The organism is Ralstonia sp. TCR112, assembly GCF_007997035.1.
Taxonomy (GTDB): Bacteria; Pseudomonadota; Gammaproteobacteria; order Burkholderiales; family Burkholderiaceae; genus Ralstonia; species Ralstonia edaphi.
In genome coordinates, this window is the sequence record NZ_VOSS01000126.1 from 1 (window position 1) to 11,901 (window position 11,901).

Genomic DNA, 11,901 nt, shown 5'->3' on the forward strand with positions numbered 1-11,901 from the left:
GCGGTTGAGCAGTCGAAGCAGACGGTGCCGGTTCTGCCGCGCCAGGCGTCGTGGCCTGCACAACCGGCGTCGGCGCGAAATTCTGTGCGGTATTGCTGGAGCCGACCGGGTCCAGCAGGAACGTATAGGCGCGCGAAACGTGGCCGCTCGCCCAGTTCAGGTCAACCAGAACATCGACGAACGGCTCTGCGACGGGCTGCGTCGAGCGCAGGCGCACCACGTAATTGCCGTTCGACTGGCGTTCCAACGAGGCACGCAGCGAGGAGACGATCGGGTTATAGGTCAGCCCGGCACGCGAATAGGCATCCGGTGCAGCCAGCTTGGCGACCAGGTTTTGCGCCTCTTCGGGCGTCACGCCGGTCAGATCGATTTCGGCCTGCAGCGGCTGGCCGAGGCTGGAACGCACATGCAGCGCGCCGAAACCGGCCGCTTGCGCAGCGGGCTGAATCAGCAGCAGGCTCGCCGCAGCAAACGCGACGGCCGACCAGCGAGGACTGCGATGGGACGATTCTCTCCGGCGGTATTGGCTCACCCTCACCTTCGACTCCGTTATCTTTTAATGTGCAAACGAACTTAACATCAACGAGTTAGCGCAGCAAGTTCACCCAAAACGTGAAATGCTGGATAAGAACCGCCGTCAATTTTTTATGAAAACGACACAATTGGCGAGATTCTGAAGCACCCGACGTACCCCCCGGAATGCGCGTGCTTCATGTGGCGCTAACCCTTCCCCGTGCTCCGTCCACCCCACGAATGGGCGGACGGCGTTCCGGCCGCTATTGTGTACCAACGTTACAAGCCGTGGGCATCCAGATGGCACAACGCCGCGCAGGCCGCGCGGCGTTGGTTGAAAAAGCACACTTTCTGTTGTCAGGCCGCAACGACGGCCTCAGATGCACGGCCCGATAACGAAAGCAAAGCCTGAATCACTTGCCCAGCAGGATACGGAGCGTACGGCGCAGCGGCTCGGCAGCGCCCCACAGGAGCTGATCACCGATCACGAAGGCGCTGACATACTCCGGCCCCATGTTCAGCTTGCGCACGCGGCCGACGCCGATTTGCAGGCCACCGGTAATGGAAGCCGGCGTCAGCTCCTTCTCGGTGATGCTGCGATCGTTCGGAACCCACTTCACCCAAGGATTGCCCGAGCGGATGATCTGTTCGATCTCTTCGAGCGGCAGGTCGCGCTTGAGCTTGAGCGTCAGCCCCAGGCTGTGGCAGCGCATTGCGCCGATCCGCACGCACAGGCCATCGACCGGAATCGTCTGCGCCGTGCCCAGGATCTTGTTGACCTCGGCTTGGCCCTTCCACTCTTCCTTCGACTGGCCGTTGTCGAGCTGCTTGTCGATCCACGGGATCAGGCCACCGGCCAGCGGCGCCGGGAAAAACTCCGTCGGCACGTCTTCGCGGATCGTCTTGGCAACCTTGCGGTCGATGTCCAGGATGGCGGAAGCCGGATTGGCCAGCTCATCGGCCACGGCGCCGTGGATCACGCCCATGCCCTTGAGCAGTTCGCGCATGTGGTTCGCACCACCGCCCGAAGCCGCCTGGTAGGTCATCGAGCTGACCCATTCGACCAGATCTTCGCGGAACAGGCCGCCCACGCCCATCAGCAAGATGGAGTTGGTGCAGTTGCCGCCGATGAAGTTCTTTGTGCCAGCCGCCACCGCATTCTTGATGAGCGACAGGTTGACGGGGTCCAGCACGATCACGGCGTCGTCTTCCATGCGCAGCGTCGAGGCGGCGTCGATCCAGTAGCCGTTCCAGCCTGCAGCGCGCAGCTTCGGGAAGACTTCGGTCGTGTAGTCACCGCCCTGGCACGTGATGATCGTGTCGCAGGCCTTCAGTGCTTCGATGTCGTTGGCGTCGGCCAGAGGCGCATCCGTCTTGGCGAATGCGGGTGCCTTGCCGCCAGCGTTGCTGGTGCTGAAAAACACGGTGTCGATCAGGTCGAAATCCTTTTCTTCCTGCATGCGCTGCATCAGCACGCTGCCGACCATGCCGCGCCAACCGACGAGACCTACCTTCATGATTGTGAACCTCTAGTGATTTTCCCCGCCTCGGTCGCCCGGCGTGACCGCGCGGGGAAGGCGAACGGGCACGACGGACGATCTACGAGATCGTTTTTTTGGTAATGATTTTGGTGGTCGTGCGAATCTCGACAGGCGTCATGCGAGCGCGCGCGGCGGTGCCCTTGGCGGCGATAGCCAGGGTGCCCAGAATGCCCAGTACGAGGACGGGGAGCGCGATCGAGATCATCTGCAAAAATATACACGATTTGGCGGCCACACAATGCCCTGCAACATGTGTCCACCGAAAAAACGACGATTGCGGCGCCGGATGTGACGGCACCGCAACGCACGTTTCGTTTACAGGGCAGCGACCACCGCGTCGCCCATCTCCACCGTACCGACCTGCTTGCAACCCGGCGTCAGGATGTCACCCGTGCGATAGCCCTGGGCGAGCACCTTCTTGACGGCATTTTCGATGCGATCGGCCTGCTCGGCCTTGTTCAGCGAGTAGCGCAGCATCATCGCGGCGGACAGGATCGTCGCGAGCGGGTTGGCAATGCCCTTGCCCGCGATGTCGGGCGCGGAGCCGTGCGACGGCTCATACAAGCCTTTGTTGTTCGCGTCGAGCGACGCCGACGGCAGCATGCCGATCGAGCCGGTCAACATGGCCGCCTCGTCCGACAGAATGTCGCCGAACATGTTGCCGGTGACGATCACGTCGAAGTTCTTCGGCGCCTTCACGAGCTGCATGGCCGCGTTGTCGACGTACATGTGCGACAGCTCGACTTCCGGATACTCCTTGTGCACGTCGGTGACGATGTCCTTCCAGAACTGGAACGTCTCGAGCACGTTGGCCTTGTCGACGCTGCACAGCTTCTTGCCGCGCTTGGCGGCAGCCTGGAAGGCGACGTGCGCAATGCGGCGGATTTCCGGCTCGGCGTAGCGCATGGTGTCGAAACCTTCGCGAGCGCCAGCGAACAGGCCATCGGGTGCCGCACGCACACCGCGCGGTTGACCGAAGTAAATGTCGCCGTTCAGCTCACGCACGATCAGGATGTCCAGACCGGCGACGATTTCCGGTTTGAGGCTCGACGCGCCGGTCAACTCGGGGTAGCAGATAGCCGGGCGGAAATTGGCGAACAGCTGCAGGTGCTTGCGCAGGCCCAGAATGGCCTGCTCCGGGCGCAGTTCGCGCGCCAGCGTGTCGTACTTCCAGTCGCCCACGGCGCCGAACAGGATCGCGTCGGCTTCCTTGGCGAGCTTGAGCGTGTCTTCCGGCAGGGGATGACCCTTGGCCTCGTAGCCCGCGCCGCCCACCGGGGCGAATTCCATCTCGAACGGCTCGCCCAGCACCTTGAGCACCTTCACGGCCTCGGCGACGATTTCCTTGCCAATGCCGTCACCCGGCAACACTGCAATCTTGGTCATGTGGTTGTCCTTGTTGTTCTGTATCCGCTCAGCCGACGAGCTTGTGGGCGAGCCACGGCATCTTGGCCAGGCGCTGCGCTTCGTAAGCCTTGATCTGGTCGGCGTAGCGCAAGGTCAGGCCGATGTCGTCGAAGCCGTTGAGCAGGCAGTATTTGCGGAACGCCGTGATGTCGAACGGATAGGCCGTACCGCCCGGCGTGACGACGACCTGCTTGTCCAGGTCGACGGTCAGCTGGTAGCCCGTAAAGGCTTGCGTCTCGTTGAACAGATGGTCGACTTGCGACTCCGTCAGCACGATCGGCAGCAGGCCGTTCTTGAAGCAGTTGTTGAAGAAGATGTCGGCAAAGCTCGGCGCGATGATGGCGCGGAAGCCGTACTGCTGCAGCGCCCACGGTGCGTGCTCACGCGAGCTGCCGCAGCCGAAGTTCTTGCGCGCCAGCAACACCGAGGCGCCCTTGTAACGCGGCTGGTTCAGCACGAAGTCCGGATTCAGCGGTCGCTTGCTGTTGTCCTGGCCAGGCTCGCCCACGTCCTTGTAGCGCCACTCGTCGAACAGGTTCGGGCCGAAGCCGGTGCGCTTGATCGACTTGAGGAACTGCTTCGGAATGATCGCGTCGGTGTCGACGTTCTCGCGGTCGAGCGGGGCCACGAGGCCGGTGTGGATGGTGAATTGTTCCATGATTGCTCTCTCTATCCTGCCGCTCAAGCGAGCTTGCGCACGTCGACGAAGTGGCCTTCCAGCGCGGCTGCGGCAGCCATCGCCGGGCTGACCAGATGGGTGCGGCCACCCGCGCCCTGACGGCCTTCGAAGTTGCGGTTGGACGTGGACGCGCAGCGCTCGCCCGGCTCGAGGCGGTCCGCGTTCATGGCGAGACACATCGAGCAGCCCGGCTCGCGCCACTCGAAACCTGCCGCCTTGAAAATCTTGTCGAGCCCTTCGCGCTCGGCCTGCTCCTTCACGAGGCCCGAGCCCGGCACGACCATCGCCAGCTTCACGTTCGACGCAATGCGTTTGCCCAGCTTCTGCACGACCCACGCTGCGGCGCGCATGTCTTCGATCCGGCTGTTGGTGCACGAGCCGATGAAGACCTTGTCGATGTTGATATCGCTGATGGCAACGTTCGGCTGCAGGCCCATGTATTCGAGCGCGCGCTCCATGGCATTGCGCTTGTTCGGGTCTTTCTCTTTGTCGGGATCCGGCACGCGGTCTTCAATGCTGACCACCATTTCCGGCGACGTGCCCCAGCTCACCTGCGGGCGAATCTCTTCCGCGCGCAGCTCGACCACCTGATCGAAGTGCGCCCCCTCGTCGGAGTGCAGCGTGCGCCAGTAGGCGACGGCCTGCTCCCATTCCACGCCTTGCGGCGCGAACGGGCGGCCCTTGACGTACTCCAGCGTGACATCGTCCACGGCGACCATGCCGGCGCGGGCGCCTGCCTCGATCGCCATGTTGCACACCGTCATGCGGCCTTCCATCGACAGCGCGCGAATGGCAGAGCCGCCGAACTCCATGGCGTAGCCCGTGCCGCCGGCCGTACCGATCTTGCCGATGATGGCGAGCACGATGTCCTTGGCCGTGCAGCCACGCGGCAGCGTGCCCTCCACCTTCACGAGCATGTTCTTGCTCTTCTTGGCGAGCAGCGTTTGCGTGGCCAACACATGCTCCACTTCCGACGTGCCGATGCCGTGCGCGAGCGCGCCAAATGCGCCGTGCGTGCTGGTGTGCGAATCGCCGCAGACCACGGTCATGCCCGGCAGCGTCGCGCCCTGCTCCGGCCCGATCACGTGCACGATGCCCTGACGCTTGTCGTTCATCTTGAATTGCGTGATGCCGTAGCTGTCGCAGTTGGCATCGAGCGTGTCGACCTGCAGCTTGGAAACCGGGTCGGCAATGCCGTGCGAGCGGTCGGTGGTCGGCACGTTGTGATCCGACACGGCCAGGTTGGCGCTGATGCGCCACACAGGACGCTCGGCCATCTTCAGGCCCTCGAACGCCTGCGGGCTCGTCACTTCGTGCAGCAGTTGACGATCAATGTAGAGGACGGTCGTGCCGTCTTCTTCGGTATGAACGACGTGATCGTCCCAAAGTTTGTCGTAGAGCGTCTTGGCCATGATGCGATCCGTACACAACGTGCCCATCTTGGAAATTCAGGGCCGCTGCGCGAGCTGTTTCGTGGGGAGTGATCGATTATGCCACCCGGTGCATTGGGCACCGGACGTGACTGGCGAAAGGGGGTTTCGCCATTTCGCGAAGGCCCTTTCCCGGCCCTCAAGCGGCGCCCAACAAAAAACCCCGCCGGTTTCCCGGGCGGGGTTTCTGCAAGGCGAACAGCCTTGGCTTAACGCTTGTCGATCGACGGCACTTCGCGGGTAGCGGCGCCGTTGAACAGCTGGCGCGGACGGCCGATCTTGTATTCCGGATCGGTGATCATCTCTTCCCATTGCGAAATCCAGCCCACCGAGCGGGCCAGCGCGAAGATACAGGTGAACATCGAGGTCGGGATGCCCAGCGCGCGTTGCACGATGCCCGAGTAGAAGTCGACGTTCGGGTACAGCTTGCGGCTGACGAAGTATTCGTCTTCCAGGGCGATCTTTTCCAGCTCCATCGCCAGCTTGAACAGCGGGTCGTTATGCAGGCCCAGCTCGTTCAGCACTTCGTGGCAGGTTTCGCGCATCAGCTTGGCGCGCGGGTCATAGTTCTTGTACACGCGGTGGCCGAAGCCCATCAGGCGCACGCCGCTGTTCTTGTCCTTCACCTGCTTGATGAACTCGGGCACCTTGTCTACGGTACCGATTTCTTCCAGCATGTTCAGCGCAGCTTCGTTCGCGCCGCCGTGCGCCGGGCCCCAGAGGCAGGCGATACCGGCAGCGATGGCAGCGATCGGGTTGGTGCCCGACGAGCCCGCCAGACGCACCGTCGACGTGGAGGCGTTCTGCTCGTGGTCTGCGTGCAGGATGAAGATGCGGTCCAGTGCCTTCTCCAGCACCGGGTTCACCTTGTAGTCTTCACACGGCGTGGCAAACATCATGCGCATGAAGTTACCCGTGTACGACAGGTTGTTCTGCGGATAAATGAGAGGCTGGCCGATGTTGTACTTGTATGCCATGGCCACCAGCGTCGGCAGCTTGGCGATCAGGCGAATCTGCGAGATTTCACGCTCGCGCGGGTCATTGATGTTGGCAGCGTCCGGATAGAACGCGCTCATGGCACCGACCAGGCCCGTCAGCACGGCCATCGGATGGGCGTCACGACGGAAACCGCGCAGGAAGAACTGCATCTGCTCGTGGACCATGGTGTGATTCGTCACCACATGGTTGAACTCTTCCTTCTGCTTGGCGTTGGGCAGCTCGCCCTTCAGCAGCAGGTAGCAGATTTCCATGAAATCGCACTTGCTGGCCAGATCGTCGATGGCGTAGCCGCGGTACAGCAGCTCACCCTTGTCACCATCGATGTAGGTGATCTTGGAATTGCACGACGCGGTCGACATGAAGCCGGGGTCGTACGTGAACTTGCCCGTCTGACCGTACAGCTTGCGAATGTCGATCACGTCCGGGCCAACCGTGCCCTTGTAGATCGGCAGCTCGACGCTGGGCGAGCCATCGGAAAACGATAGGGTGGCTTTCACTTCGGACGGCGTCATGTCGGTTTCCTTCTCTGCTGTTTATAAAAATGAAGTCGGGAGACTCCCGCCAGACGGATCAAGGGGCGCCGGCCGGGGGCGGCTGGACCGATTCGTCTTGCGGCAACCTCTCGCGCGCCGGCTTAGACCGAGCGCAGCAAGGTCAGGACGTGCTGAATGTGGGGCACGTCGAGTTCGCCCTCCGGCTCCTTGCGTGCAAGCAGGAGATCCATCAGGTCGTTGTCGGGCAACTCGAACAACTGCGAGAGTGCGGCAACGTCGTCGTCCGACAGTTCCGTCTCGTAGCGGTTGAAGAAGCGCTCGACGATGATGTCGTTCTCAAGCAGGCCGCGTCGGGCACGCCAGCGCAAACGGGCACGCTTGTGCGGATCGGACTGATGGGAGAACGTCGGAGTGTTCACAGCAACCATACTTCCTAAAAATGCGTCGCCGGAGAAACCGCTCCGGCGACACACAATGCCAAAGTGCCCTGACTCGCGCCTTACACCGCGCGACGCACCATCAATTCCTTGATCTTGCCGATGGCCTTGGTCGGGTTCAGACCCTTCGGGCACACATCGACGCAATTCATGATGGTGTGGCAGCGGAACAGGCGGTACGGATCTTCCAGATTGTCCAGACGCTCGCTGGTGGCCTGGTCGCGGCTGTCAGCGATGAAACGATACGCCTGCAGCAGACCGGCCGGGCCGACGAACTTGTCCGGGTTCCACCAGAACGACGGGCACGACGTCGAACAGCTTGCGCACAGAATGCACTCGTACAGGCCGTCAAGCTCTTCACGCTCTTCCGGCGACTGCAGACGCTCCTTCTCCGGCGGCGGCTCGTCGTTGATCAGGTACGGCTTGATCGAGTGGTACTGGTTGAAGAACTGCGTCATGTCGACGATGAGGTCGCGCACCACGGGCAGCCCCGGCAGCGGACGCAGCACGATCTTCTCGGGCAGCTCACGCATGTTGGTCAGGCAGGCCAGACCATTCTTGCCGTTGATGTTCATGGCGTCGGAGCCGCACACGCCTTCACGGCACGAACGACGGAACGCGATCGACTCGTCCAGCTTCTTCAGCTTGACCAGCGCGTCGAGCAGCATGCGCTCGTGACCGTCGAGTTCGACCTCGTAGGTCTGCATGCGGGGTGCTGCGTCCTTGTCCGGATCGTAGCGATAGACTTCAAAAATACGCTTCATTTTTGTGGGCCCTTCTTATCCGTTAGAACGTACGCGCCTTGGGCGGCACCGATTCCACCGACAGCGGCTTCAACTGCACGGGCTTGTAGTCGAGGCGGTTGCCTTCGCTGTACCACAGCGAGTGCTTCATCCAGTTTTCGTCGTCGCGGTTCGGGAAGTCGCTGTGGGCATGGGCACCACGCGATTCCTTGCGGGCGGCGGCCGACACCATCGTCGCCTTTGCCACTTCCACCAGGTTGGCCACTTCCAGCGCTTCGACGCGCGCGGTGTTGAACACCTTGGACTTGTCCTTCAGGTGGATGTTGCCAGCGCGCTCGGCCACTTCCATGATGCGCTCGACGCCTTCATCCATCAGCTTCTGCGTACGGAACACGCCAGCGTGCGACTGCATGTTGCGGCGGATGTCGTTGGCGACGTCCTGCGCGTATTCACCCGAGCTGGACGAATCGAGCTTGGCGAGGCGCGACAGCGCGCGGTCTGCAGCATCGGCCGGCAGCGGCTTGTGCTCGCGGTTCTTCAGGTTCTGCGCAATGATGTGGTTGCCCGCCGAACGGCCGAACACCACCAGGTCGAGCAGCGAGTTCGTGCCCAGGCGGTTGGCGCCGTGCACCGACACGCACGAGCATTCGCCGATCGCGTAGAAGCCGTTGATGACCTCGTTCGGGTTGCCGTTTTTCGGCACCACGACCTGGCCGTGATAGTTCGTCGGGATGCCACCCATCTGGTAGTGGATGGTCGGCACCACCGGAATCGGTTCCTTGATGGCGTCGACGTTGGCGAACTTCAGGCCAATCTCGCGAATCGACGGCAGACGCTTCATGATGGTCTCGGCGCCGACGTGGGTCAGGTCGAGCAGCACGTAGTCGCCGTTCGGGCCGCAGCCGCGGCCTTCCTTGATTTCCTGGTCCATCGAGCGCGACACGAAGTCACGCGGCGCCAGATCCTTCAGCGTCGGGGCATAGCGCTCCATGAAGCGCTCGCCATCCTTGTTACGCAGGATGCCGCCTTCGCCGCGCACGCCTTCCGTGATCAGCACCCCCGCGCCGGCCACGCCGGTCGGGTGGAACTGCCAGAACTCCATGTCTTCCAGCGGGACGCCTGCGCGCGCTGCCATGCCCAGGCCGTCACCGGTGTTGATGAAGGCGTTGGTGGAAGCTGCGTAAATCCGGCCTGCACCGCCCGTGGCGAACAGCGTCGTCTTGGCTTCGAGGATGTAGACCTCGCCGGTTTCCATTTCGAGCGCCGTCACGCCCAGAACGTCGCCGTCCTGATCGCGGATCAGATCCAGCGCCATCCATTCGACGAAGAAGTGGGTCTTGGCCCGCACGTTACGCTGATACAGCGTGTGCAGCAGTGCGTGGCCGGTACGGTCGGCCGCGGCGCAGGCACGCTGCACCGGCTTCTCGCCATAGTTCGACGTGTGACCGCCAAACGGACGCTGGTAGATGGTGCCGTCGGCGTTGCGGTCGAACGGCATGCCGAAGTGTTCCAGTTCATAGACCACGTTCGGCGCCTGGCGGCACATGAATTCGATCGCGTCCTGGTCGCCGAGCCAGTCGGAACCCTTGACGGTGTCGTAGAAGTGATAGTGCCAGTTGTCTTCGCTCATGTTGCCCAGCGAAGCACCGATACCCCCCTGCGCCGCGACGGTGTGCGAGCGGGTGGGAAAAACCTTGGATAGCACGGCCACGGAGAGGCCGGCTTCTGCCAGCTGCAGCGATGCGCGCATGCCCGAACCGCCCGCACCGACGATCACGACGTCGAATTTGCGGCGCGGCAGCCCAGTCTTGACTGCGACCATGTCTTAAACCCTCCAGAGAATCTGAGCTGCGTAGCCCGCACAACCGACGAGCCACAGAATCGTCAACACTTGCAGCGTCAAACGCACTGCCACGGGCTTCACGTAGTCCATCCAGATATCGCGGACACCGATCCAGGCGTGATACGTGAGCGACACGAACGCCAGGAACGTCAGCATCTTCATCCACTGGTTCGAGAACAGGCCGGCCCAGCTTTGGTACGACGTGTCTTTCGAGAGCAGGAATGCAGCCAGCAACACGATCGTGTAGACCGCCATGATCACGGCGGTGACGCGCTGCGCGAGGAAGTCCTTCAGGCCGTAGTGCGCGCCGACAACGAGGCGCTTGGGACCGATATTGTTATTTGCCATCAGGGACTCCTCAGAACAGGCCGAACAGCTTGGCGCCGAACACGACCGTCAGCAGCAGGCTGACGATGAGGACGCTCACAGCCGACTTGGAAGCCGAGGTCTTGTCGATGCCGATATGCAGATCGAGGATCAGGTAACGGATGCCTGCGCAGAAATGGTGCAGATAAGCCCAGATGAGCGCGAGGACGACAACCTTGGCGAAGCCGTTGGACAGAAGCGCCGAGAATTTGGCGAAACTGATTTCCGACGTGAGACTTTGCTCGAACAAGTACAGCACGAACGGAAGAAGAAGGAACATCAGCGCACCGCTGGCACGGTGCAGGATGGACACCTTACCGGCCCAGGGCAAGCGGTAGCGGGCGATATCGCCCAAACCGATGTTCCTGTAGACCGGCCTGGCTTTCTTGATGGCTTCTGCCATGGTCAGACCCCAATTGGCTAATCAACAAACAAAACAGCTTTGCACAAATCCGCGAGATTCTAGCGCGCTTTTGTTGCGCAGCGCACCAATAATTCCATGCGACGCGCTCCACTTTTGTGCTTCGTGCCCTCGCCTGCCAGCGGCGTGATACGGGGGCAGATTGTCCTCTTTACCTTGCCTCATGACGCGCAATGCGGTGTTGCGCGACGCACAAGGTGAAACGCCATTGAGTTGGCTCAGCCGCACGAATCGCGCCTGAGGACGCACCGTCAACTCAGCTCGTTCTGGTAGTAATGCCGCGTCGTGACGTACAGGCCACGGCGTATTTCCACCGGCTTGTCGCCGAACGTGTGCGAGACGCGCTCCACCGAGAGCAGCGGCGAGGCAACCGCCACTGACAGCAACTCGGCCGTGGCGGCGTCCGCTGCCACAGCGCGGATGCGCTCCGTGGCACGCAACATGCGCACGCCGAACTCCGCCTCGAAGAACGCGTACATCGGCCCCTTCCACTCCGTCAGCTTTTCGGCCGTGAGGCCCTTGAAGCTCGCCCCCGGCAGCCAGATCTCCTCCAGCACCGTCGGCTCGCCCGAAAAGAACAGGATGCGGCGGATCTGCACGACGCTGTCGCCGGCCTTCAGTTCGAGCAGCCTGGCGATCTCGGCCGGCGCCCGCATGCGCTTGCACTCCAGTACGCGGCTGCTCGGGTAATGCTGCTCGCCCTGCTCCGGCATCAGACGTAAGAAGCGGAATTGCACGCCTTCTTCGTAATGCGTGGTCACGAAGGTGCCCTTGCCCTGGCGCCGCGCGACGAGGTTTTCGGCTGCCAATTCGTCGATCGCCTTGCGCACGGTCCCCTGGCTGACCTTGTAGCGGGCGGCCAATTCCATTTCGCTGGGAATCATCTCGCCGGGCTTCCACTCGCCCGCCTGCAAGCTTTGCAGGATCAGCGTCTTGATCTGCTGATACAGCGGACTGAACGTGGGAGAGCCGCCCGCGCCGCCCGCAGAAGCGGGCGATGCGCCGCCTTCGCCGCTTGAAGGCGGCAT

The 11,901-nt window shown here is 62.3% G+C and carries 13 protein-coding genes; all 13 read right to left on the reverse strand.

Going from position 1 to position 11,901, the window contains the following annotated elements; all coding sequences use genetic code 11:
- On the reverse strand, positions 1-538 hold a 538-nt coding region (locus FUT88_RS23500), incomplete at its 3' end, for a FimV family protein (RefSeq protein WP_410003898.1).
- A 388-nt stretch (positions 539-926) separates the two neighbouring features.
- Positions 927-2,030, reverse strand: coding sequence for an aspartate-semialdehyde dehydrogenase (gene asd / locus FUT88_RS23505; RefSeq protein WP_147214244.1), 1,104 nt, complete (start codon positions 2,028-2,030; stop codon positions 927-929).
- An 82-nt stretch (positions 2,031-2,112) separates the two neighbouring features.
- Positions 2,113-2,289, reverse strand: a complete 177-nt coding sequence (locus tag FUT88_RS26320) for a hypothetical protein (protein ID WP_155954077.1) — start codon at positions 2,287-2,289, stop codon at positions 2,113-2,115.
- Positions 2,290-2,369: 80 nt separating this feature from the next.
- Positions 2,370-3,440, reverse strand: a complete 1,071-nt coding sequence (gene leuB, locus FUT88_RS23510) for a 3-isopropylmalate dehydrogenase (protein WP_147214245.1) — start codon at positions 3,438-3,440, stop codon at positions 2,370-2,372.
- A 28-nt stretch (positions 3,441-3,468) separates the two neighbouring features.
- Complete coding sequence (leuD, locus tag FUT88_RS23515) at positions 3,469-4,119, reverse strand: 3-isopropylmalate dehydratase small subunit (RefSeq protein WP_027681084.1); 651 nt, start codon at positions 4,117-4,119, stop codon at positions 3,469-3,471.
- Positions 4,120-4,142: 23 nt separating this feature from the next.
- Complete coding sequence (gene leuC, locus FUT88_RS23520; RefSeq protein ID WP_027681083.1) at positions 4,143-5,552, reverse strand: 3-isopropylmalate dehydratase large subunit; 1,410 nt, start codon at positions 5,550-5,552, stop codon at positions 4,143-4,145.
- Between the two features lie 227 nt (positions 5,553-5,779).
- Complete coding sequence (gene gltA / locus FUT88_RS23525; protein WP_004634431.1) at positions 5,780-7,081, reverse strand: citrate synthase; 1,302 nt, start codon at positions 7,079-7,081, stop codon at positions 5,780-5,782.
- 122 nt (positions 7,082-7,203) lie between these two features.
- Positions 7,204-7,491 carry a succinate dehydrogenase assembly factor 2 gene (locus tag FUT88_RS23530; RefSeq protein ID WP_009241006.1) on the reverse strand — a complete coding sequence of 96 codons (288 nt, stop codon included), beginning with the start codon at positions 7,489-7,491 and terminating at the stop codon, positions 7,204-7,206.
- 71 nt (positions 7,492-7,562) lie between these two features.
- Positions 7,563-8,264: a succinate dehydrogenase iron-sulfur subunit gene (locus FUT88_RS23535; protein ID WP_009241007.1), complete on the reverse strand. Its 702-nt coding sequence runs from the start codon at positions 8,262-8,264 to the stop codon at positions 7,563-7,565.
- 22 nt (positions 8,265-8,286) lie between these two features.
- A complete protein-coding gene (gene sdhA / locus FUT88_RS23540) occupies positions 8,287-10,065 on the reverse strand; it encodes a succinate dehydrogenase flavoprotein subunit (protein WP_147214246.1) in 1,779 nt (592 codons plus the stop codon).
- 3 nt (positions 10,066-10,068) lie between these two features.
- Positions 10,069-10,434: a succinate dehydrogenase, hydrophobic membrane anchor protein gene (sdhD, locus tag FUT88_RS23545; RefSeq protein WP_012762259.1), complete on the reverse strand. Its 366-nt coding sequence runs from the start codon at positions 10,432-10,434 to the stop codon at positions 10,069-10,071.
- 10 nt (positions 10,435-10,444) lie between these two features.
- Positions 10,445-10,855 carry a succinate dehydrogenase, cytochrome b556 subunit gene (sdhC, locus tag FUT88_RS23550; RefSeq protein ID WP_027681081.1) on the reverse strand — a complete coding sequence of 137 codons (411 nt, stop codon included), beginning with the start codon at positions 10,853-10,855 and terminating at the stop codon, positions 10,445-10,447.
- Between the two features lie 269 nt (positions 10,856-11,124).
- Positions 11,125-11,901 (reverse strand): GntR family transcriptional regulator, encoded by a 777-nt coding sequence (locus tag FUT88_RS23555; protein ID WP_410003869.1) that lies wholly within the window; start codon positions 11,899-11,901, stop codon positions 11,125-11,127.

Bases quoted from the DNA above. Each gene is read 5' to 3' on its own strand.
- FUT88_RS23555 (WP_410003869.1), bottom strand. From the start codon at position 11,901: ATGCCGCCTTCAAGCGGCGAAGGCGGCGCATCGCCCGCTTCTGCGGGC.
- sdhC (WP_027681081.1), bottom strand. From the start codon at position 10,855: ATGGCAGAAGCCATCAAGAAAGCCAGGCCGGTCTACAGGAACATCGGT.
- leuC (WP_027681083.1), bottom strand. From the start codon at position 5,552: ATGGCCAAGACGCTCTACGACAAACTTTGGGACGATCACGTCGTTCAT.
- FUT88_RS23535 (WP_009241007.1), bottom strand. From the start codon at position 8,264: ATGAAGCGTATTTTTGAAGTCTATCGCTACGATCCGGACAAGGACGCA.
- sdhA (WP_147214246.1), bottom strand. From the start codon at position 10,065: ATGGTCGCAGTCAAGACTGGGCTGCCGCGCCGCAAATTCGACGTCGTG.
- leuB (WP_147214245.1), bottom strand. From the start codon at position 3,440: ATGACCAAGATTGCAGTGTTGCCGGGTGACGGCATTGGCAAGGAAATC.
- asd (WP_147214244.1), bottom strand. From the start codon at position 2,030: ATGAAGGTAGGTCTCGTCGGTTGGCGCGGCATGGTCGGCAGCGTGCTG.
- leuD (WP_027681084.1), bottom strand. From the start codon at position 4,119: ATGGAACAATTCACCATCCACACCGGCCTCGTGGCCCCGCTCGACCGC.
- FUT88_RS23530 (WP_009241006.1), bottom strand. From the start codon at position 7,491: ATGGTTGCTGTGAACACTCCGACGTTCTCCCATCAGTCCGATCCGCAC.
- gltA (WP_004634431.1), bottom strand. From the start codon at position 7,081: ATGACGCCGTCCGAAGTGAAAGCCACCCTATCGTTTTCCGATGGCTCG.
- sdhD (WP_012762259.1), bottom strand. From the start codon at position 10,434: ATGGCAAATAACAATATCGGTCCCAAGCGCCTCGTTGTCGGCGCGCAC.